The sequence below is a fragment of the Vibrio sp. Vb0888 genome, from assembly GCF_033338835.1.
GTDB classification, from domain to species: Bacteria; Pseudomonadota; Gammaproteobacteria; order Enterobacterales; family Vibrionaceae; genus Vibrio; species Vibrio alginolyticus.
The window spans coordinates 37,124-60,249 of record NZ_JAWOTL010000005.1 but is presented as its reverse complement, the minus strand read 5'-3'; the positions used below and the strand labels follow the sequence as shown (position 1 = coordinate 60,249).

Sequence of the window (23,126 nt, the reverse complement as noted above, 5' to 3'; positions counted from 1 at the left end):
AATCTAACAATAGCTAGCATAAGCGTGCCGCAGGATGCGGATTAACACAATTGAATGAAGAATTCATAACTTTTAAATATATGAGGAATCTATGTCAGACGCAGTTAACAAAACGCACTCTGATTCAGATATCGAGACCAAGAGCTACCGTGAGCTTCATCGTCCAGCATCTGAGTTCGCAAGCCGTTCAGACTACCTAGACCACGAACTACAAATCATGAAGCCACGTCGTTTTGGCTTGAACTTGCCAGGTCGTGACTTCCGCTTTGAGCTTGAAGACCTTGTTCCAGCACTTGCTGGTACTATCGGTATTATCGCAATGTACTCTGCGGTAATGATGTCTTGGGCTGAAGGTCTTACTGCAGCATGGGACCACGTAAACTTAGGCAAGGACTTTGCTATCGAAGTTGCGCGTGTAGAAATGCTCATCCCTGCACTTCTTTTCTGTGTACTTGCCTCTGGTTTTATTAACCCTAAAGCCAACCTAGCAGGCAACCACGGCCCAATGATCCCTCTTATTGGTACCATCGCTCTTGCTGGTGCTCACCCTCTTGCATTAGCAATTCTCATTGGTGTGTTTGGTTTGATTTTGAGCCTCTTAAAAGGTGGGTCAAAACTGGTTAACCTCACCTCTGAAGGTACGGCTGGTGGCCTTCTTATTTTCCTAGGTTTAACCGGAACCATGAGCCAAATTAACTCTATTCAAGCTTGGGCTGTTGGTTTGCAATCCGATACGGTTGCCGCTGGTAGCATGGGTTACATCGGTCTAATTGTTCTTGCGGTTACCATTGGCTTATACGCGTTCCTTGCTAAAGTGAACAAACGCTGGCTAGCGATCCCTGTTTGTGCCTTCACTGGGCTTGCAATCGCACTGGCTCTTGGCGCAGGCTTCGATATTAAATTCGTAACCGAGACAGGCCTTCCAAACCTAAATCCAATCTACTGGTGGGGTTCAACAGAAGAAGGTTGGATGCTTGGTCTTCCTAATATGGAACACTTCATCGCTTCACTACCATTCGCCATTCTTGCGGTAGCAATGTGGTCACCTGACTTCTTGGGTCACCGTATCTTCCAAGAGATGAACTACCCACGTAAGAGTGAGAAAGTGCTGATGGACGTTGATGACACAATGACAATGTGTTCCGTTCGCCAAATGGTCGGTACTGCAGTGGGTGGTGGTAACATCACATCATCTTGGGGGACTTACATGATCCCTGCTGCAATCGCGAAACGCCCTATTCCTGCTGGTGCCATCTTACTAGGCTCTCTATGTATTATTGTTGCAATCCTTGGTTTTCCTATGGACGTTGCAGTATGGCCTCCAGTTATGCGCGTTGCTCTTCTCGTTGGTGTATCTCTACCACTGCTTGAAGCTGGCATGCAGATGGTGAAGGACTCGAAAGACTCACAAGCAGCAGGTATCTGTATCTTTGGTTCTGCCGTTGTTAACCCAGTTCTAGCTTGGGCACTAACTATGCTTTTAGATAACAACGGTTTAATTGGAGATAAAGAGCGCGCGTCTCGCCTATCATTTGTAGACAAGATTGTGATCCCAGTAAGCGTACTTGTTATCTGTTTAGTTGCTATGCTTGCAGTTGGTATGCTTGAAGGCCAGTATGGCATCCAAGCTTGGCTATAAGCTAGCAGTCTAGAAATTTGTGGGTAGCGCTCGTCGCTGCCCCATTTTTATCGAGATTTTTGAGGATTTATTGATTTAGTTTAAGGTTTGCAAAAAAATTTTAGTTTAACCTCTAACTGTTGCTTAAAAAGAGAAACGTTAAAACTAGTGACAATATTTATAGTTTTGTAAATCGAATACGTAAATTTAAGACTATAAATATTGTTATTCATAAGAGTGTACTGTTCCCCTCTTTTATCTGGGGATAGCTGGCTCAACGGCGAAGCAGTACGTATTTTTTCTACTAAAAAGGTAGGTATGTCATGGCAGAGCAATTTGCTAAAGCTTGGGAAGGTTTTGCTGCAGGCGACTGGCAAAACGAAGTAAACGTTCGTGATTTCATTCAGAAGAACTACACTCCGTACGAAGGCGACGAATCTTTCCTAGTTTCTGAAGGTACTGAAGCGACTAACAAGCTTTGGGCTAAGGTAATGGAAGGCATCAAACAAGAGAACGCGACTCACGCTCCTGTTGATTTTGATACTTCAGTTATCTCTACCATCACTGCTCACGATGCAGGCTACATCGAAAAAGACCTAGAAACTATCGTAGGTCTTCAAACTGACGCTCCTCTAAAACGTGCGATCATCCCTAACGGTGGTATCCGCATGGTTGAAGGTTCATGCAAAGCCTACGACCGCGAGCTAGACCCACAAGTTAAAAAAATCTACACAGAATACCGTAAAACTCACAACCAAGGCGTTTTCGATATCTACACTCCTCAAATCATGGCGTGTCGTAAATCTGGCGTACTGACTGGTCTTCCAGATGCATACGGTCGTGGTCGTATCATCGGTGACTACCGTCGTGTTGCTCTATACGGTATTGACTTCCTAATGAAGGATAAATTCGCGCAGTTCTCTTCTCTACAAGAGCGTTTTGAGAACGGCGAAGACCTACAAATGACAATGCAGCTTCGTGAAGAGATCGCAGAGCAACACCGTGCTCTAGGTCAAATCAAAGAAATGGCTGCAAAATACGGTTGTGATATTTCTCGTCCTGCTGAAACTGCGCAAGAAGCTATTCAGTGGACTTACTTCGGTTACCTAGCTGCTGTTAAATCTCAAAACGGTGCGGCTATGTCTCTAGGTCGTACTTCTACGTTCCTAGACATCTTCATCGAACGTGATATCGCGGCTGGTAAGCTAACTGAAGAACAAGCTCAGGAAATGATCGACCACTTCGTAATGAAACTACGTATGGTTCGTTTCCTACGTACTCCTGAGTACGATGATCTATTCTCTGGCGACCCTATCTGGGCAACTGAGTCTATGGGTGGTATGGGTCTTGACGGTCGTACGCTAGTTACTCGTACAAACTTCCGTTTCCTAAACTCACTATACACTATGGGTCCTTCTCCAGAGCCAAACATCACTGTTCTTTGGTCTGAGCAACTACCTGAAGGCTTCAAGAAGTTCTGTGCGAAAGTATCTATCGATACTTCTTCTATTCAGTACGAAAATGACGACCTAATGCGTCCAGACATGAACTCTGACGACTACGCGATCGCATGTTGTGTATCTCCAATGGTTGTTGGTAAGCAAATGCAGTTCTTCGGTGCTCGTGCGAACCTTGCGAAAACAATGCTTTACACCATCAACGGTGGTGTGGATGAGAAGCTAAAAATCCAAGTTGGCCCGCAAATGCCTAAGATCGAAGGCGATGTTCTTAACTACGATGAACTGTGGGAGAAAATGGACCACTTCATGGATTGGCTAGCGAAACAATATGTGACTGCACTAAACGCTATCCACTTCATGCACGATAAGTACAGCTACGAAGCGGCACTAATGGCTCTACACGACCGTGACGTTAAACGTACTATGGCTTGTGGTATTGCTGGTCTATCTGTTGCGGCTGACTCACTATCTGCAATTAAATACGCAAAAGTTAAGCCAATTCGTGACGAAGACGGTCTAGCAATCGACTTCGAAATCGAAGGCGATTACCCTAAATTCGGTAACAACGACCCACGCGTTGATGACATTGCATGTGAACTTGTTTCTGTATTTATGGGCAAAATCCGTAAGCTTAAGACTTACCGTGATGCAATCCCTACTCAGTCAATTCTTACTATCACTTCAAACGTGGTTTACGGTAAGAAAACTGGTAACACGCCTGACGGTCGTCGTGCTGGTGCTCCATTTGCTCCAGGTGCAAACCCAATGCACGGTCGTGACGAGAAAGGTGCTGTAGCATCACTAACTTCAGTTGCTAAACTGCCGTTTGCTGACGCACAAGATGGTATCTCTTACACATTCTCTATCGTACCTAACGCACTAGGTAAAGATGAGGGTTCACAACGCGCTAACCTTGCTGGTCTTATGGATGGTTACTTCCACCACGAAGCGGGTATCGAAGGTGGTCAACACCTAAACGTGAACGTTCTTAACCGTGAAACTCTAGAAGACGCAGTTAAGCACCCAGAGAAATACCCTCAGCTAACAATCCGTGTATCTGGTTACGCTGTTCGCTTCAACTCTCTAACTGCAGAGCAACAAGCTGACGTAATCGCGCGTACATTCACTGAGTCTCTATAAGACTATAGCGAAATAACGTTCTAGTAATACAACAAAGGCTGATGCTAAGTAGCATCAGCTTTTTTTATTTCTTGAATGAAAGTTGTGATATCGCGAAAGACTTTTGCCCGCATTCTTACGTATGATGCGAAAAAAGTTAGCAAATAAAGTCTATGAGATTTAGTAAATTAATTATTCTTACCCTTCTTTCTCCAGTTGCAATAGCATCCACTAAGTCTACGGTTTCTTTTACCATCGACAACGATGGTATTTTTGGCGTCGATCAAGACTATACGAATGGTGTTTTCCTTTCTTACGCGACAGACCAACTGACACAAGAAAGCCAATGGAAATGGCTGAGTCTAGCTAACTCAGAGCACGCCAATATCGATAAAATAGAGTTGGTTCTTGGCCACAAGATGTGGACTCCAAGCGACATTGAAGCCGATTATCCACTAATCAATGATCGCCCATATGCCGGTTACCTACACACCGAAATCAACTACCTTTCCCTAACGAGTGACAAAGCTGTACGGTACAATTTCACCATAGGAACTACGGGTGAAAGTTCGCTATCAGAAAAGGCGCAAGAAATCGTTCACGGCATAACAGGATCGACGGACCCTCAAGGTTGGGATTACCAGATTGAAGATAAAGTGGCGTTCAGCCTTGGTTACCGCGTATTTAACAAATTGATGCGCAGCGAAGAACAAAAAACACAATGGGAGATCACCAACATTAACGACATCAATGCGGGTAACTTCCGTAGTGATGTCTCTCAAGGCGTCATGTTTCGTTGGGGTACAAACCTAGCGAATAGCATCGGAGCCGCCAATATCAGTGTCGAAAGCCCTTTCTCAGCAAGTATGATCGCTCAGAACACGTCGAGTTGGTTCTTGTTCACCGGGTTTGAAGGTCGTTACCGCTTTAATGACATGACTATCGAAGGAGATCGTCCTGGCATTCCTGAACCGTCAGCGCCATACGACGTCACACTGCAAAATTGGCAAGCAAGTGCCGTCGCGGGAGTATCTTGGTACAACCAAAATTACGGTGCAAGCATCACCTTTACAATTAAAACACCGGATTATGAAGAAGCCCAAACCGATGTTTATGGGACAGGCTCGTTCTCCGTGTTCGCCTTTTTCTAAAAACTGGATTATCCCAGCATCGAAGTCAATCTAGATACACGGCAAGTTCTCGGGGTAGGTATTAACCACCTCGTGTTCAAGCGTTTATGCAGATTGGCTCCATCTATTTTCTTTCTTCAAATAACCTTGCCTTTAGTACCGACAAAGCTGTTTTAACCCTGCTTTTTGTAATAAAATAACAGCTAGAATTTACTAGTAATGAGAGCAAAAGATGTCAACAGCTGGTCGTATTCACTCATTTGAGTCATGTGGTACCGTAGACGGACCTGGTATTCGATTTATCGTCTTCTTGCAAGGTTGTTTAATGCGCTGTAAGTATTGCCATAACCGCGATACTTGGGACACACATGATGGCAAAGAAGTCACGGTTGAAGAAATCATTTCCGAAGCGAAAAGTTACCGCCACTTCATGAATGCATCAGGTGGTGGCGTTACTTGTTCTGGCGGCGAAGCGATGCTTCAACCGGAATTCGTACGTGATTTTTTCCGCGCTGCTAAAGCCGAAGGCATTCATACATGTCTAGATACTAACGGTTATGTTCGTAAGCACACTGATGTTATCGATGAAGTACTGGATGCAACAGACTTAGTCATGCTTGACATCAAACACATGAAAGACGAAGTGCACCAAGATCTCATCGGTGTATCCAACCGACGCACATTGGACTTTGCTCGTTACTTACAAAAAATCGGAAAGAAAACATGGATTCGCTATGTCGTCGTGCCTGGTTACACAGATGACCCAGAAGCAGCACACATGCTTGGTGAATTTATTAAAGACATGGATAACATCGAAAAGGTCGAGTTACTTCCTTACCACAAATTAGGGGCTCATAAGTGGGAAGCGTTAGGCTTAGAATACCCACTCGAAGGCGTAAACCCGCCACCGAAAGAAACCATGGATGAAATTCAATCCATTCTTGCTCAATACAACGATAACGTAAAATACTAAGTGAACCGCAAGACTAACCTCTTTAAAATACCAGCTTATTGCTGGTATTTTTTTGATTATATCTAAGCCTTATCAGTGAGTTTCTCTGCGGTCATTTAGGTAGAAAAAGAACGATAGAAATGATTGCGTCATGTTCGCATAGGAAGGAAGTAACATGGATTTGTTTAACTTAGGCTCTCTTGTTGTCTCAATTTGGATAGTAGTAGTCTACTGCCTACCAGATTGGAAAAAAGTCGTTTGGCCCAAACTGGAAAAAGAGAAAGGATTTCAGCACCTCGTTTTTGCAACGCTCTTCTTTTTCAGTATTTTATGGACAGCTCAAGCAGGTGTAAAAGAAGGATTACAGATTCATTTTCTTGCACTAACAACGCTGACGATGATGTATGGTTGGCGTATGGCATTTCTACTCAGCATTCCCGCTATGTTGGTCAACCACCTACTACATGATGTGTCCTTGCTACTCTTACCCACGTCGTTAGTTCTATCAGCCCTAATTCCGATTTTCATTAGTTACTTAGTGTTTCTTCTGAGTTACCACTACTTGCCACGAAACATTTTTGTTTTCATCTTCGTTGCTGGATTTTTCAATGGCGCGATAACAGGAAGTCTGCACCTCATCATTAACTCTTTTTATCACCTATCAGTTGGTCACTACGATTGGGAAACCATTCAACATAACTACTTTGTTTTTGTGCCGTTGCTCGCCTTTCCAGAAGGTCTATTAAATGGTATGGCACTGGCGGTTTTAACCGTATTCAAGCCAGAGTGGCTGAGAGTATTTTCAGACCGAGACTACATATACAATCATTACCATAAATAAGTGTTTTCAAACTGGTCAAAAGTGACAGTTCTTGCCATTTTTTAGTATTAAATATGTGTTGAGATCATGTTTCACTCGTGTCTTAAGCGTTAACCTAAGCACATTAAAAATGTATTAGATATCTAGTGAGGTCACCATGGAAATGTCAAACGCTCAACGTTTGATTCTATCAAACCAATACAACCTTATGTCTCAACTTGATCCAAGTAATGCGGCCAAATACAAACGCTTACAAACGATCGTTGAACGTGGTTATGAACTACAAATGCGAGAGTTGAACAAAGATTTCGGCTGCCTCTCAGAAGCAGAATGTCGTGAGATCATCGACGTTATGGAGATGTATCATGCGATGCAAGAATCTTACAACATGCTAGACGATGAAGATCGCAGCAACGTAGATCAGCGCCGCTTGAAGTTCTTGGGATTTGATATCGCTTCAGAAGCACAACAAGTACATTATGTACGTTTTCTCATCGATTCTGAAGGTTTGTACCCTCAGTTTGACAAGGCAGATCATCACTTTAACAGCCAAATGCCGATGCTAGATAAATACCGCCGTATGCTGCAAACTTGGCGTAACTGCCCTCGTCAGTATCATTTATGTGAAAACGAACTAGCGCAAATCTTCAGCGCATAAAATGGTCGTCTAAGAATGAGGAGAGCGCCCGCTCTCCTTGTTATTTACCCTGTCACAAACTTATCTAAGACTTTGCTCTCTTCCTACCTCTTTCACTTACCTTGCTCAATGTAGAACAACGAATCACTGAGACTCTTCTGTCTTTGCCAAATATTTGATTTCTATTGCACCTATTCACGACATAAATTCGTCCTTAATAAAAGAGTGATTCAAATGTCACTTTTACAATAAATTCATAATTGTTAAGCAAAATTGCAAATCCCCGACTAGGCTTAAGTAGAGAAAGGCTGTGATTGAAAAATTCATATCCACCGCTCACCGTTGTAACGAAAAAACCGTCCATAAAGCAAAGTCTTTGGTGTCGCCAATCTTACATTCTGTACGAACCAAATGTGATAACAGGACGTATATTCAAACAACAACGAGCATAACTGTTGGTGGAAAGCCTGAATCAACGTTCGTCGGTAGACTGACTATTAAAGGGGAAAGCGACATGAGTATTTTCGACCACTATCAATCAAGATATGAAGCTGCAAAAGATGAAGAGATGTCGTTACAGGAGTTTTTAGCCCTGTGTAAAGATGACAAAAGCGCTTATGCTAATGCAGCAGAACGCCTACTGATGGCGATTGGTGAACCAGAGATAATCGATACGGCAAAGGATCCGAGACTAAGCCGAATCTTCTCGAATCGTGTTATCTCTCGTTATGAAACCTTTAAAGACTTTTATGGCATGGAAGATGCCATAGAACAAATTGTGTCTTACCTAAAACATGCGGCGCAAGGTCTAGAAGAGCGTAAGCAGATTCTTTACCTACTCGGCCCTGTAGGTGGTGGTAAGTCTTCGCTTGCAGAAAAGCTTAAGGCTCTGATGGAACAGATGCCTATTTATGTTCTTACTGCTAACGGCGAACGCAGCCCAGTGAATGACCATCCATTCTGCCTATTCAAAGCCACAGAAGATGGCGATATTTTGAAAAAAGAATATGGCATCGAGCACCGTTATCTTCGCTCGATCATGTCTCCTTGGGCCGCTAAACGTCTTCACGAGTTTGGTGGTGATATCACCAAATTTAAAGTAGTGAAAGTACGCCCTTCTATCCTTGACCAAATCGGTATTGCCAAAACTGAACCAGGCGATGAAAACAACCAAGATATCTCATCATTGGTTGGTAAAGTCGATATTCGTAAGCTTGAACACTATTCGCAAGACGATCCAGACGCTTACAGCTACTCCGGTGCGCTGTGTAAAGCAAACCAAGGTTTAATGGAATTCGTTGAGATGTTCAAAGCACCAATCAAAGTGCTTCACCCGCTGTTAACAGCAACGCAAGAAGGCAACTTCAACGGTACAGAAGGCCTTTCTGCGATTCCATTCGACGGTATGATTCTGGCTCACTCAAACGAATCTGAGTGGCAGACCTTCCGTAACAACAAGAACAATGAAGCGTTCTTGGACCGTGTTTATATTGTGAAAGTACCTTACTGTCTACGTGTTTCAGAAGAAGTCAAAATCTACCAAAAACTTCTCGAAAACAGTGAGTTGTCTCAAGCCCCTTGTTCACCAAGCACGCTCGAGACTCTGGCACAATTCAGTATTCTTTCTCGACTTAAAGAGCCTGAAAACTCGTCCATCTTCTCTAAGATGCGCGTATACGACGGTGAAACGCTGAAAGATACGGATCCAAAGGCAAAAAGCTATCAAGAGTATCGTGATTATGCTGGTGTCGATGAAGGCATGAACGGTCTCTCAACACGTTTTGCCTTTAAGATTTTGTCACGCGTATTTAACTTCGACCAAACCGAAGTGGCAGCCAACCCTGTACATCTATTCTATGTGATTGAACAACAGGTTGAGCGCGAACAGTTCCCTGCTGAAACAGCAGAGAAATATCTCGAGTTCTTGAAAGGCTACCTAGTACCTCGATACGTTGAATTTATCGGTAAAGAGATTCAGACCGCTTATCTTGAGTCTTACTCTGAATACGGCCAAAACATCTTCGACCGATATGTCACCTATGCAGACTTCTGGATTCAAGACCAAGAGTACCGAGATCCAGAAACTGGTCAGCTATTTGATCGCTCTTCACTGAATGCTGAGCTAGAGAAGATCGAAAAAACAGCTGGTATTTCTAACCCGAAAGATTTCCGAAACGAAATCGTTAACTTTGTGCTTCGTGCGAAAGCGAATAACAATGGTCAAAACCCGGTTTGGACCAGCTACGAAAAACTGCGCACAGTAATCGAGAAGAAAATGTTCTCCAATACCGAAGAGCTACTTCCGGTTATCTCATTTAATGCGAAAACCTCTTCTGAAGATCAGAAGAAGCATGACGACTTTGTCGCTCGCATGATGGAAAAAGGCTATACCGAGAAACAGGTTCGCCTACTTTCTGAGTGGTACCTACGAGTACGTAAGTCATCCTAACCCAGTATTGAGTTAGGTCGCTTGTGAAACATGAAGAGGGCTATTTCATGGCGCAATTTATAGACCGAAGGCTCAATGGCAAGAACAAGAGCGCTGTTAATCGACAGCGCTTCTTGAAGCGCCACAAAGAGCAAATAAAAGAGTCGGTAGCAGACGCAGTGAATCGACGCTCGATTACGAATACGGAAACGGGCGAAGACGTCTCTATCCCTCACAAAGACATCAATGAGCCTATATTTCATCAAGGCAAAGGTGGTGTTCGAGAACGAGTTCATCCCGGTAACGACCAATTCATTACTGGTGATAAAATTGAGCGTCCCAAAGGTGGCGGTCAAGGTAGCGGCTCTGGAGAAGGGAACGCCAGTCCAGATGGAGAAGGCCAAGACGAATTTGTATTCCAAATATCAAAAGATGAGTACCTCGATATTTTGTTCGAAGATCTCGAGCTGCCTAATCTAGAAAAAAACCAAATTGCCAAAATCACAGAATGGAAAACGCACCGTGCAGGCTTTCAAACTGCCGGTATCCCTTCCAATATCGCCGTAGTACGCTCTCTGCAACAATCTCTTGCGCGCCGTACTGCAATGACTGCTGGTAAGAAACGACTTCTTAAAGAGTTAGAAGACGAACTTGCTCGCATCAAAAATATTGAACCTGCTCAGCAGTTTGAAGAGAACCGCTTGAAGGCTGAAATTGAAGAACTGCGCAAGAAAATCGAAAGCGTGCCGTTCATCGATACCTTCGACTTACGCTTCAAGAACTATGAGAAACGCCCGGTACCATCGAGCCAAGCGGTAATGTTCTGTCTAATGGACGTATCCGGTTCGATGGACCAGGCAACGAAAGACATCGCAAAACGCTTCTATGTTCTTTTGTACTTGTTCTTAACTCGTACCTACGAGAATGTCGAAGTCGTCTTTATCCGCCACCATACCCAAGCGAAGGAAGTGGACGAGCACGAATTTTTCTACTCACAAGAAACCGGGGGTACCATTGTATCTAGCGCGCTCAAGTTAATGGATGAAATAGTAAAAGAGCGATACCCGATTGGTCAGTGGAACATATATGCAGCTCAAGCATCCGACGGTGACAACTGGGCAGATGATTCGCCAAGATGCCGGGATCTGTTAGTGAACAAATTACTTCCAAACTGTCAGTATTACTCTTACATAGAGATCACGCGGCGATCGCACCAAACTCTATGGCATGAGTACGAAAAACTCACTGAAGAGTTTCCTAATTTCGCAATGAAAAACATTCGCTCTGTGGAGGATATTTTCCCAGTCTTTCGTGAACTATTCCAAAAAGAAACGGCGTAAGGAGGCTAGCGATGAATACCGCAACGAGAAACCTCTCAGGAGAGGCGCCTAAAAAGCGTAACAGTAAAGTGTTGCCAGATGGACCAGATTGGACATTTGAGCTGTTAGAGCGATACCACAAAGAAATTAAGCGTGTCGCGGAGCATTATCGCCTAGACACTTACCCTAACCAAATAGAAGTGATTACTTCAGAACAGATGATGGATGCCTACTCAAGTATCGGCATGCCAATCAATTACAACCACTGGTCATTTGGTAAAAAATTCATTCAAACAGAGCAGAACTATAAACATGGTCAAATGGGGTTAGCCTACGAGATTGTGATTAACTCCGACCCTTGTATTGCTTATTTGATGGAAGAAAATACGGTAACAATGCAAGCACTCGTTATAGCGCACGCGTGTTACGGCCATAACTCTTTTTTCAAAGGTAATTACCTATTCCAAACGTGGACTGACGCCAGCTCTATTATCGACTATCTGCTGTTCGCCAAAAAGTATTTAGCCGAGTGTGAAGAACGATATGGCGTAAAAGAAGTGGAAAAACTGCTCGACTCTTGTCACGCGTTAATGAACTTTGGTGTAGACCGCTACAAGCGTCCAGAGAAAATCTCAATTACAGAGGAAAAAGCAAGACAAGAAGAACGCGAAGCATACCTACAATCTCAAGTTAATGAGCTTTGGCGCACGGTACCGACAGCCAAGACGAAAGAGGAAGACATTAAAGAGCGATTCCCAAGCGAGCCTCAGGAAAACTTGCTCTACTTCTTCGAAAAACATGCGCCGTTGCTAGAGCCGTGGCAACGTGAAGTTGTTCGGATCGTCCGTAAGATCAGTCAGTATTTTTATCCGCAAAAACAAACGCAAGTTATGAATGAGGGCTGGGCAACGTTCTGGCACTACACCATACTCAACCATCTTTATGATGAGGGCTTGGTGTCTGAAAAATTCATTCTAGAGTTCTTACATAGCCACACCAGTGTCGTGGCTCAGCCGCCTTATAACAGTCCTTACTTTAATGGCATTAACCCCTACGCGTTAGGCTTTGCCATGTTCCGAGATATTAAGCGTATCTGTGAAGAACCAACTGATGAGGACAAAGAGTGGTTTCCAGACCTAGCAGGAACCGACTGGTTAGATGCAGTGCATTTCGCGATGCATAATTTCAAAGATGAAAGCTTTATTAGCCAATACCTTTCTCCGAAATTAATGCGTGATTTCAAGCTGTTTGCGATCAACGATGATGATCATAAGAACTTTATTGAAGTCGCTGCGATACACGATGAGATGGGTTATAAACGCATTAGAGAAACCTTAGCTGCTCAGTATAACTTATCTAATCTTGAGCCAAACATTCAGGTGTTTAATGTCGATGTCCGTGGTGATAGATCGCTTACGTTGCAGTACGTTCCTCACAACCGCATCCCACTTGATGATAGTTACGAAGAAGTTCTAAAGCACGTGTACCGATTATGGGGCTTTGATGTCATTCTCCAAGAAGTGAAAGACACCGGTCACCGAGAAGTGTTAGCAACCTGCCCTAAACGGAACCAATACGACACTAACATTTAACTAATACCGCGATACAAGTAAAACAAAAAGGCTCCTAATTCAGGAGCCTTGTTTATTCTTAAATCTATATGAGCATTTGTTACGCTTGCTTTGCAACAATCGCGCGCACGGCTTCTAGGTCTTCGGGCGTATCAACCCCTGCCGCTGGTGCTTCTTTCGCTACCGCCACATGAATTTTTTCACCGTACCAAAGCACTCGCAGTTGCTCAAGACACTCAATCTGCTCTAATGCACTTGGTGCCCAGTTGACATACGTATTAATGAAACCAGCTCGATAAGCATAAATACCAATATGACGCATTAATGGGTTGGCAATAGTTTTGTCTTGTTTAGCAAAGTTATCGCGATCCCAAGGGATGGTTGCTCGACTAAAGTACAACGCATAGCCTTGCTCATCTGCGACAACTTTAACAGCGTTCGGGTTGAACACTTCCTCTTCCGAGTCTATTTCTACAGCTAACGTCGCCATCGGGGCTTCACACCCAGATAAGTTATCAGCAACCTGACGAATGATGGACGGCGGAATCAAAGGCTCATCCCCTTGCACATTAACAATAATGTGGTCTGACGGAATAGCCATCTTTTCAACAACTTCGGCAAGACGCTCCGTACCTGATTCGTGGTGGGGAGAGGTCATACAAACTTTACCACCAAATGACGAAACCGCTTTCGCAACACGCTCGTCATCAGTTGCAACGATGACATCTTCCGCACCCGCTTGTAGCGCTTGTTCATAAACCCACTGAACCATAGGCTTACCACCAATATCCGCTAGCGGTTTACCAGGCAAACGGCTCGATGCGTAGCGCGAAGGGATGACAACCGTAAAAGACATTAGCGTCCCTCATCCATGCTCATAGTGCGAGCTTCAGGCTCTAGCAGAACTGGAATACCCTCTTTGATCGGGTAAGCAAGGCGATCCAATTTGCAGATCAACTCTTGATTATCTTTATCGTACGTCAGCTTACCTTTGCAAACAGGGCAAGCTACAATCTCAAGTAGACGGTGATCCATAAGCCGCTTTAACCTCTTTTATTCTATTTAAAATTTGCGCTGCATCGTTTGATTCAAACTGGGCAGATACAGGCAGATACCACCAATTATCTTGCGCATAATGGCTGCACTTGACGGCATCTTTCTCGGTCATAATCACATTGGTCCCTTGTTGAGCCAATGCTTCTAATTCTTGTTGATCAAAGTCTTGATGGTCAGCAAAACCTTTTGTGACTTTAACATCTGCGTTCATCGAGTTTAGTGTATGAAAAAAACGCGGAGGATGCCCAATGCCCGCAAATGCGACGAGATCTTTCAACTCCGAGACATCCACATGTTGCTTAGTCTTAAGATTAATAGCTTTAGAAGGTGCTAAAGCCATTGCGATTTCGCCCGTATGAGCTTGACCGCCATTGGTGATGGTAAAGTCGACTTCTTTAAGTCGCTCAATACCTTCACGTAAAGGACCTAATGGAATCAGGCTTTCATTACCAAACCGGCGATTCCCATCCACAATCACTAACTCAATATCACGGCCTAACGCATAATGTTGTAATCCATCATCCGTAATTATGATATCCACATCCAAATCTAGCAGTGCTTTCACAGCATTTGAACGCACAGGATCTACCGCAACAGGTGCTCCTGTACGGCGATGAATCAACTTAGGTTCATCGCCACAATGCTTCGCTGGAGTATCTTCTTGTAGCACTAACGGATAGGCAGGAGCCTTTGCCCCATAACCACGAGAAACAACCCCCGGCTTAAAGCCCATTTGCTGTAGTTGCTCAACAAGCCACACAACAACTGGTGTTTTACCATTGCCACCAGCAGTGATATTGCCAACTACAACAACAGGTATTGGCGCATTATAAGCTTGCTTGCGGCCAGTTTGGTATTGCTTTCGCTTTGACTTGCTTATCGCTCCAAATAATAAACTCAGTGGCCACAAAAGCGGCCACAAGAGATATTTTATTGGATGGTTTTCAAACCAGATTTTTTCAATCACCGCGCTTATTCACCAAACTGAATACGGTGCAATTGTGCATACGCACCATTTTTCTCAATAAGCTCAGCGTGGTTGCCACGTTCAATGATGGCACCATCATCAACCACAAGAATTTCATCGGCTTTCTCGATTGTGGATAAGCGGTGCGCTATTACAAGTACCGTTTTGTCTTTTTGCAGCTCATCAAGTGCAGCTTGAATAGCTCGCTCGGATTCGGTATCCAAAGCTGAAGTTGCCTCATCAAGAATCAGCACTGGAGCATCACGCAATAGAGCTCGCGCAATCGCAACACGTTGGCGTTGACCACCAGACAAGCTAGCACCATTTTCACCAATCATGGTATCAAGTCCATCATCCATTTTGCCGATGAACTCCATCGCATGCGCGAGTGTTGCCGCTTTCTCGATATCACTGCGCTCGTATTGGCCATCCGTTGCGTACGCAATATTGTTTGCTATCGTGTCATTAAACAAATGAACATTTTGCGATACTAGTGCAAATTGCTGGCGTAAATTCTTTAGCTCGTAATCACGAATATCATGCCCATCTAATGTGATAGATCCACTGTCAACATCGTAGAAGCGGTTGAACAAGTTCGCGATGGTACTTTTACCTGAGCCAGAACGGCCAACTAGCGCCACCGTTTTTCCTCTTGGAATATCGAAGCTGACATTTTCCAATGCTGGTTTTTCTGCACCAGTGTAAGTAAAGCTTATGTTTTTAACTGAAACATCGCCATTTGCGCGTTCAACTGTCAACTTACCTTCGTTTTTCTCAGGCTCGAGGTCAATTAACGCGAAGAGCGTTTGGCTCGCGGCCATACCACGTTGGAACTGAGAAGTAACGTTAGTCAGCGCTTTAAGTGGGCGCATCAGACCAAACATTGCAGAGAAGACAACAGTAAATGTACCTGGAGTCAGTTGCTCTTTAATCGAATCAATACTTGCTAAATAAAGAACGGCAACAATTGCAAGTGATGCAATCATTTGGATGATAGGGTTAGCCGCCGCTTGAGCCGTCACCAACTTCATGCTTTGTTGACGCATTTGGTTGCTGACTTTTTCAAATCGTTTACGTTCGATGTCTTGGCCGCCATAGCTCAACACAACTTTATGGCCTTTCAGCATCTGCTCTGCTGATGCAGTTACGTTACCCATCATGGTCTGCATATTTTTGGATATTTTTCTAAAACGTTTAGAAACAACACCAATACCCCATGCTACAACGGGAGCAACAGCAAACAGCACTAGCGACAATTGCCAGCTGTTGTAAAACATCAAAACTAACAGACCAATGATACTTGCACCTTCACGGACAATGCTCACCAACGCTTGGCTAGTTGCCGCTGACACTTGCTCTGAGTCGTAGGTTATACGCGACAATAAATTGCCCGTCTTTTCCTTATCAAAGTAAGACACTGGCATATGCATAAAGTGATTGAACACCATGCGACGGACTTGCATAACTACGTTGCCAGATACCCAGCTCAAACAGTAGGTGGAGACAAATCCACTTATGCCACGGATGAACATCATGGCAAAAATAATCAATGGAAGCGTGCGTAAAAAATCAGATTCAGCGTTCCCAAAACCTTCATCGAGTAGTGGTTTTAGCAGGGAAATCATATAGGTATCTGATATGGCATTAATAACTAATGCAATGACTGCAACGACAAGACCTGACTTATAAAGGCGAATAAATTGCCATAGACGCTTAAACGTCTGCCAAGTCGTTTCATCAGTATTTATCGACATAGAAGTGCTTTATTTTCTTACATTAAGACTCTCATTCTACTCCCTTACGCAGCATCTGCCTATACCAAGGCTCAAATGTATCGCTACGTTTGGTTTCTGAGCGCCAATTATCACGGTGAATAAAGAAGCTTACCTGACCACCCTCACCAGTATCAAGCCAAGTAATACCAAACTTTCGGTATGAAGCAACGACATTTTCCGCTGGCATTCCCCATCGATTGTTTTTTGCTAAAGAAGCAACCGCCACACTCGGGCTCACCGCCTCAATAAATCGAGGATTCGATGAACTTTTACTCCCGTGGTGAGGGACTAGCATCACATCGCTTTGTAACTTTCCGGGTTCTCTAAGCAAAATCCACTCGCTAATGGCCTCAATATCACCAGTAAAAAGCATACTAAAGTTAGAAATAGGGTCAGTAAGTCGTAGTACACAGGAGTGCGGATTATACGCACGTTGAACAAGTGCAGGAGGCCAGAGCACTTCCATGTTTAATCCTTGCCATTTCCATTGGTCGCCTCTAGTGCAAGGCTCATATTCGATAAATAATTGACTACTAAGTTTACGTTGTGGAGAAAAGGCATCTTCAATGACAAAGCGGCCGCCTGCGTGATCATTATCGGAATGGCTTAGAATCAGTGTATCTATGCTTTCATAACCTCGTTGATGCAAAACCGGAGTGACGACCTGCTCTGCGATACTGCCGCTTTGCCATGCTTTACCAGTGTCATACAGCAACACCTTGTCGTCTTTTTCTACAACCACTGCAAGGCCATGACCTACATCTAATACATCGATACGCCAACGCGGTTCATACTTCGATGCAAGCTTGATACTAATAACGATGCCGAGTAACAAATACCACGCGTAATGAGACATGAACCGTTGAAATATTAAGCAAACCACTATCGCCATAACCAGCATTGTCATTTCCATGCTAATGGATTGCCAAGAACCTACTGCGTACTGTATTGACGTGCTCAATGGCTGTAATGACCAGTCCACCAAATGCCACAGAGGCTTCGCTATCATTTCAAGAAACAAAGATGAGAACAGGGCTAGAAACATCAAAGGTACAACGATAAATCCGAACCAAGGAATAAATACCAAGTTGTAGGCTATTGAGGACAAACTAAAACCGGAGAAGAAATGGCCACTAACAGGTACGATTAAAGCGCTCAACATCAATTGAGTAAGCAATAACGCTTTTAATCTCGCTTTCCAACCTCCCCTTTGATGTCGAATCAAATTAATTGCGAACAATACCGCACAAACGGATAGGTATGATAACCAAAAGCTCATACTGTAGGATGCAAAAGGTTGAACAAGCAGTTGTATGGATACTGCAAGCAAAAGAACTCGCCAAGAAGTCCAGTGCACCAGAGTATACTTCAGGAGAACGTAAACAACGCATACCGACACTGCTCGCGTAGTAGGCAGAGAGAAATCCGCTAACCAAGCGTAGGCAACAGCGAAGATCAGCCCATATAAGCTAGGTAACAACTGGTATTGGGGTAATAGATAACGAACGGTACCGCCCACGACTAGCCCAAAAGTAAACGCCATACCAATATGTAAACCAGAAATGGAGACCAAATGCAGTAAACCACTGTCCCTGAGCGCTTGCCAATCTTCCTTAGACAACCAAGAACGGTCAGCAAAAACTAACGCACTTATTAACGAGAAATGATGAAGGGAAGACACATCATCAGCGACATCGGCAATAATGGATTGACGCAGAGATACATTAGAACGAACAATCCACTTAGCGTCTTTGTTGACAACCGCTCGGGCGATAATATTTTTACCCATCGCGTGCTTTTCAGCATCAAAGCCAGCTTCGTTGCGTAGACCTGTAATCGGCTTTAACGAGATGGATGTCGTAAACTCACTGTTAACATCGAGTGGAAAAGGCGTAATAAGACGGATTTTAGGTTTAAGAAAAGGTAACAGAGTTTGAGAATTTACCGCTTCTATAGCGACAATACCTTCATAACCGTGACTTATTTGCGTAAAAGGGCTGTCAACTTTACCAATTATGGTAATATTCTCCCCTGCTTGAAAAAGGGCTTGTCTCTGAGACTCCAATACATTGCCGTGGACGATGACAACCATAAAGCCCGCAATTGCGCCTATGCTAATTAAGCCACGACGTAATTTGATTATTGAGCCAGTGGTTATTATTCCCAGCAGCAACCAACGCCAATCTGGTATTGTCGGCCACCAAGCCGACGAGATTACGCTCGCTACAAATAACGCCAAGGTCCAACTTTTTTCTGAGAGAGTCATGCTGTCCTATGCCTAGAAAGCTGATAAAACGCTTCATGCCAGATCATGAATTGATCAAACGCCAAAAAGCATTGAAGGTCTTCGGCAATGTGTTGTACAACCCAAACTTGTGGTGCTTAAACCGCCGCTCGGCATCAGGGGCTTTTGCTGTCGGGTTATTTATGGCTTTTGTTCCGCTGCCGAGCCAAATGATCATGGCCGCTGGTTTGGCCATTATGTTGGGTGTCAATCTGCCCCTCTCCGTCGCTTTGGTATGGATCAGCAATCCTATCACTATGCCTGTGCTATTTTACTTTGCGTACAAGCTAGGTGCTCTAGTGATGCGTCTTCCCCCGCAACCTTTTCACTTTGAACTATCGTGGGAATTTATCATGCAGCAAATGAGCACCATTGGACCTCCATTTCTATTGGGCTGCGCAATTTGTGGGGTTGTATCCGCGATTATTGGCTACTTCGGAATTCGAGGGCTTTGGCGCTACTCGGTGGTACGGAGCTGGCAAAAACGCAAAATAAGATAAGACCTTACTGCGTAAAAATCAGCATTTGAGCTATCAGTTGAGGGGCATCTAACAGTTAGAATGAAACGCGATGTTACTCAAGTCGGATAAATACAAAAAAGGACCGAATTCGGTCCTTTTTTGTTTTTCGCATATTGTAAAACAATCCGCTATTTAGAACTCAGTACAGCCGCCGGATTCAACCTTGCGGCACGCGAAGCAGGATACCACGTCGCAAGTAAACTAAGCACTATCGCCGTCACTGACACCAATGCCACATCTGGCCAGTGTAGTTGTGATGGTAAGAAGTCGACGAAGTAAATATCGCCCGATAAAAACTGATGACCAATTAAGCTCTCTAACCCTTTAATTAACGGAGTCAGGTTTAACGCCACTAAGACACCGATAACACTGCCGACGAGACTGCCAAATACACCAGAGAATACACCTTGCCAAACAAAGATCCGTTTGATTAGGCTATCTTTTGCTCCCATTGTTCGCAAAATTGCGATTTCCGCCGCTCGGTCTTTCACTGCCATCATCAACGTAGACACAATATTAAAACATGCCACGCCAATCACCAGTACCATCACCAAGTACATAATGGTGCGCACGAGCTGAATATCGCGATACAAAAAACCAAACTTTTGCTGCCAGCTTTTCAAATACACATAAACATCAACCATGCTACCAACCTCGCGAACGATCGTAGGTGCATTGAGAACATCGTCCGTTTTTAGTGAAATGCCAGTGACCCCTTCCCCTAATCTCGCGTATTGCTGAGCATCCGCTAATGGTACTAACGCTAGAGAGTGGTCGATTTGGCCATTCAACGTTAAGAATCCTGACACCTTCACGCGCACACGCTTAGGAGCCTGCACTTTATTTGCGCCGCCTGCTTGCGGAATCATCAACGTAACGTAATCCCCCACGGCGACATTTAGCTCGTTTGCTACACCTCGGCCTAAGATCACTTGCTGCTGACCGGCATAAAAGTTTTGCCAAGCTTCTTGGTCAATAAAATTCGACAAGCTCGACACCGCTTGCTCGAAAGTAGGCTCTACGCCACGAACTTCTATCGCTTTTAGCTTACTGCCTTTTTCTGCCAAACCCGTAAAACGAACGTACGGTGCTGCCGCGACAACATGTTCATGTTTTAGAGCTTGATTCATCGTTTTGGTGTAGTCATGAAGTGGTCCATTAACACCTTCTAACTCGCCGTGTGGGATCACAGACAACACACGCGATTGCAGCTCGCGCTCAAAGCCATTCATTGCAGACAAACCGATAATGATCACAGCAACGCCAACCGCTATACCAATGGTCGAAGAAAGCGATATGAAAGACACCATCTTGTTGCGCTTTTTCGCTTGACTGAAGCGACCACCAATCATCAAAGCTAAAGAGGTAAACAAAACTAGCCCTCCGCAGATGCTGTATCAGTCACAAAACGATCTACGAGCAAACCATCTTGCATGTGCATTTGACGATCCATTTTTGCTGCCAGCTCTTTGTCATGCGTGACAACCAAAAATGCAATGTTTGACTCTTTATTGAGCTCGCGCATCAAATCATAGATAGACAGTGCCGTATTGTGATCTAAGTTCCCCGTAGGTTCATCAGCCAAGACCAGATCAGGTTTATTCACCAATGCACGCGCAATCGCAACACGCTGACGCTCACCGCCCGATAACTCGGAGGGTCTATGTTGCATCCGATGACTCAAACCAACTTTATCTAACAGCGCTTTAGCCGCCTGTTTTGCATCCGCTACTTTAGCACCGCCAATCATCAGTGGCATCGCCACATTTTCAAGCGCAGTAAAGTCAGCCAATAAGTGATGAAACTGGTATACAAAACCAAGGTGCTTGTTGCGTAATGCCGCCTGTTTGTTCGAGCTCAAAGCTGATAGGTTTTGCCCTAGAAAATCAACTTCACCATGAGTTGCGTCATCTAACGCACCTAAAATATGCAATAAGGTACTTTTTCCCGAACCAGAAGAGCCAACAATAGAAACCAACTCCCCTTTGTCGATATCGAAACTTACGCCTTTCAACACTTCCGTATCTAACGAACCCTCTCGGTAGACTTTACGAATATCACGACATTCTAATAGCTTATTCATAGCGAAGTGCCTCAGCAGGTTTAACAGAAGATGCTCGATAAGAAGGATAAAGCGTAGCAGCAAGGCTAAGAGCAATCGCCAACACCACCACTAAAAGAATTTGCAGTGAATCAATCAAGATGGGTAGATGACCACCAAAGCTGAATAGCGCCACACCAGCAGATTCAAGAATCGCATTTAGATTAAGTGACAAGATCACGCCCGCAGCGCCACCAACAATCGCGCCAATTACACCACTGCTTGCACCTTGCACCATGAAAATGGTCATCACTTGAGATTGAGTCATGCCTTGAGTTTTCAATATTGCGACTTCTGATTGCTTCTCCATTACCACCATGATTAAAGCGGAGATAATATTGAATGCAGCGACACCCACAATTAGACCTAGCATAAGTCCCATCATGTTCTTTTCCATTTTCACCGCTTGGAAAAGCTCACCACGCTGTTCGCGCCAATCACTCCATTCCCATCCATCAGGCATGGGTTGGTCAGCAAAATCCGTCACCATAAATGGGTCAGAGAAAAAGACACGCCAACCAGAAACCGTGTCTTTAGGGAAACGCATCAGCTTAGATGCATCCGTCATGTTCACAATCATTAATTGACCATCAACGTCCGATCCCGTATTGAAAATGCCTGAGACAGTAAAGTTTCGCTGGCTAGGAATACGGCCAAGTGGGGTAAACTGCGTTGCGTTGGTCACCATCAAGCGCACTTTATCCCCGATTGAGACCTTTAGTGAACGCGCCAAACTGTGACCCAAAAATACATTGTAGTCACCTGCTTGAAGTGACGATAATCGTCCGGCAATCAAATGGTTGCTAATCGGATCGCCTTTCTTAGGTTCAATACCGATGAGGTAACCAGCCGTCAGCTGTGCAGAACTCTGAATAACAGCCTCTCCTCTAACGATAGGCTCCGGCTGGGATTCACTCGACATCGCTTGAACAAATGGAGGAGCAGACTCGGTCATAGGCGTTTTTCCATCGTGTTGCGAAACAACGGCATGAGGTAGCACACCTAAAATGCGTTCTTTTAACTGCGATTCAAACCCGTTCATCACAGAAAGAACCGTCACCAACGCCATTACACCGATCGTAATACCCGCCGTCGACATATAAGAAACAAATCGGCTGAACCTATCTCCAGAGCGTCCCCGAAGATACCTTAAGCCAATAAACAATGAGATAGGATGATACATATAAGACAAACCAACTGGTTGTTTTGATATAAAGCTTTAGCGGATTATCTTACCTTACTCTTCTCATTAAGAAGACAAGAGAATCGCTAAATTTGTCAACGACATGCAATAAGTCTGTATTTAGGGCAAAAAGTTCAAGGACAAATCGGCTAAACTTGATAACTTCATTCAGTTAGCGATAATCA

The 23,126-nt window shown here is 44.2% G+C and carries 18 protein-coding genes; 10 read left to right on the top strand and 8 right to left on the bottom strand.

Annotated features, from left to right (window positions below; all coding sequences use genetic code 11):
* The first annotated feature begins 91 nt into the window (after positions 1 to 91).
* The 9 genes from R7P72_RS09270 (at position 92) to R7P72_RS09230 (ending at position 13,075) form a co-directional block, all read left to right on the top strand.
* On the top strand, positions 92 to 1,639 hold the full coding sequence (locus R7P72_RS09270; protein ID WP_005378441.1) for a DUF3360 family protein: 1,548 nt from the start codon (positions 92 to 94) through the stop codon (positions 1,637 to 1,639).
* 302 nt (positions 1,640 to 1,941) lie between these two features.
* Entirely contained in the window at positions 1,942 to 4,218 is a 2,277-nt protein-coding gene (gene pflB, locus R7P72_RS09265) for a formate C-acetyltransferase (RefSeq protein ID WP_005378442.1), read from the top strand.
* Between the two features lie 152 nt (positions 4,219 to 4,370).
* Positions 4,371 to 5,348, top strand: a complete 978-nt coding sequence (locus R7P72_RS09260; RefSeq protein ID WP_005378443.1) for a lipid A deacylase LpxR family protein — start codon at positions 4,371 to 4,373, stop codon at positions 5,346 to 5,348.
* A gap of 211 nt (positions 5,349 to 5,559) precedes the next feature.
* Positions 5,560 to 6,300: a pyruvate formate lyase 1-activating protein gene (gene pflA, locus R7P72_RS09255; RefSeq protein ID WP_005378444.1), complete on the top strand. Its 741-nt coding sequence runs from the start codon at positions 5,560 to 5,562 to the stop codon at positions 6,298 to 6,300.
* A 154-nt stretch (positions 6,301 to 6,454) separates the two neighbouring features.
* Complete coding sequence (locus R7P72_RS09250; RefSeq protein ID WP_005378445.1) at positions 6,455 to 7,120, top strand: energy-coupling factor ABC transporter permease; 666 nt, start codon at positions 6,455 to 6,457, stop codon at positions 7,118 to 7,120.
* A gap of 136 nt (positions 7,121 to 7,256) precedes the next feature.
* On the top strand, positions 7,257 to 7,757 hold the full coding sequence (locus R7P72_RS09245; RefSeq protein ID WP_005378446.1) for a YfbU family protein: 501 nt from the start codon (positions 7,257 to 7,259) through the stop codon (positions 7,755 to 7,757).
* Positions 7,758 to 8,250: 493 nt separating this feature from the next.
* A complete protein-coding gene (locus R7P72_RS09240; RefSeq protein WP_005378447.1) occupies positions 8,251 to 10,185 on the top strand; it encodes a PrkA family serine protein kinase in 1,935 nt (644 codons plus the stop codon).
* Between the two features lie 47 nt (positions 10,186 to 10,232).
* A complete protein-coding gene (locus R7P72_RS09235) occupies positions 10,233 to 11,504 on the top strand; it encodes a YeaH/YhbH family protein (protein ID WP_005378448.1) in 1,272 nt (423 codons plus the stop codon).
* 11 nt (positions 11,505 to 11,515) lie between these two features.
* Entirely contained in the window at positions 11,516 to 13,075 is a 1,560-nt protein-coding gene (locus R7P72_RS09230; protein ID WP_005378449.1) for a SpoVR family protein, read from the top strand.
* Between the two features lie 79 nt (positions 13,076 to 13,154).
* Here R7P72_RS09230 and kdsB read toward each other — a convergent pair whose 3' ends face one another.
* Genes kdsB through R7P72_RS09205 form a run of 5 tightly spaced genes read right to left on the bottom strand, consistent with a single transcriptional unit; the run spans position 13,155 to position 19,118 of the window.
* Entirely contained in the window at positions 13,155 to 13,910 is a 756-nt protein-coding gene (gene kdsB / locus R7P72_RS09225) for a 3-deoxy-manno-octulosonate cytidylyltransferase (RefSeq protein ID WP_005378450.1), read from the bottom strand.
* Positions 13,910 to 14,089, bottom strand: a complete 180-nt coding sequence (locus R7P72_RS09220) for a Trm112 family protein (protein WP_005378451.1) — start codon at positions 14,087 to 14,089, stop codon at positions 13,910 to 13,912. The genes kdsB and R7P72_RS09220 overlap by 1 nt, the downstream gene beginning before the upstream one ends.
* Positions 14,070 to 15,077, bottom strand: coding sequence for a tetraacyldisaccharide 4'-kinase (gene lpxK, locus R7P72_RS09215; protein WP_005378452.1), 1,008 nt, complete (start codon positions 15,075 to 15,077; stop codon positions 14,070 to 14,072). The genes R7P72_RS09220 and lpxK overlap by 20 nt, the downstream gene beginning before the upstream one ends.
* A 5-nt stretch (positions 15,078 to 15,082) precedes the next feature.
* A complete protein-coding gene (msbA, locus tag R7P72_RS09210; RefSeq protein WP_005378453.1) occupies positions 15,083 to 16,831 on the bottom strand; it encodes a lipid A ABC transporter ATP-binding protein/permease MsbA in 1,749 nt (582 codons plus the stop codon).
* 31 nt (positions 16,832 to 16,862) lie between these two features.
* Entirely contained in the window at positions 16,863 to 19,118 is a 2,256-nt protein-coding gene (locus R7P72_RS09205) for a DNA internalization-related competence protein ComEC/Rec2 (RefSeq protein ID WP_025766929.1), read from the bottom strand.
* An 8-nt stretch (positions 19,119 to 19,126) separates the two neighbouring features.
* Between R7P72_RS09205 and R7P72_RS09200 the strand changes: the two genes are divergently transcribed.
* Entirely contained in the window at positions 19,127 to 19,636 is a 510-nt protein-coding gene (locus tag R7P72_RS09200; protein WP_005387834.1) for a DUF2062 domain-containing protein, read from the top strand.
* 149 nt (positions 19,637 to 19,785) lie between these two features.
* Here R7P72_RS09200 and lolE read toward each other — a convergent pair whose 3' ends face one another.
* Genes lolE through lolC form a run of 3 tightly spaced genes read right to left on the bottom strand, consistent with a single transcriptional unit; the run spans position 19,786 to position 22,941 of the window.
* The gene (lolE, locus tag R7P72_RS09195) at positions 19,786 to 21,030 is read right to left on the bottom strand and encodes a lipoprotein-releasing ABC transporter permease subunit LolE (protein WP_005378456.1); all 1,245 of its coding nucleotides are present in this window, start codon (positions 21,028 to 21,030) and stop codon (positions 19,786 to 19,788) included.
* Positions 21,031 to 21,032: 2 nt separating this feature from the next.
* On the bottom strand, positions 21,033 to 21,740 hold the full coding sequence (lolD, locus tag R7P72_RS09190) for a lipoprotein-releasing ABC transporter ATP-binding protein LolD (protein ID WP_005378457.1): 708 nt from the start codon (positions 21,738 to 21,740) through the stop codon (positions 21,033 to 21,035).
* A complete protein-coding gene (gene lolC, locus R7P72_RS09185) occupies positions 21,733 to 22,941 on the bottom strand; it encodes a lipoprotein-releasing ABC transporter permease subunit LolC (protein WP_031778997.1) in 1,209 nt (402 codons plus the stop codon). The genes lolD and lolC overlap by 8 nt, the downstream gene beginning before the upstream one ends.
* Positions 22,942 to 23,126: the final 185 nt, after the last annotated feature.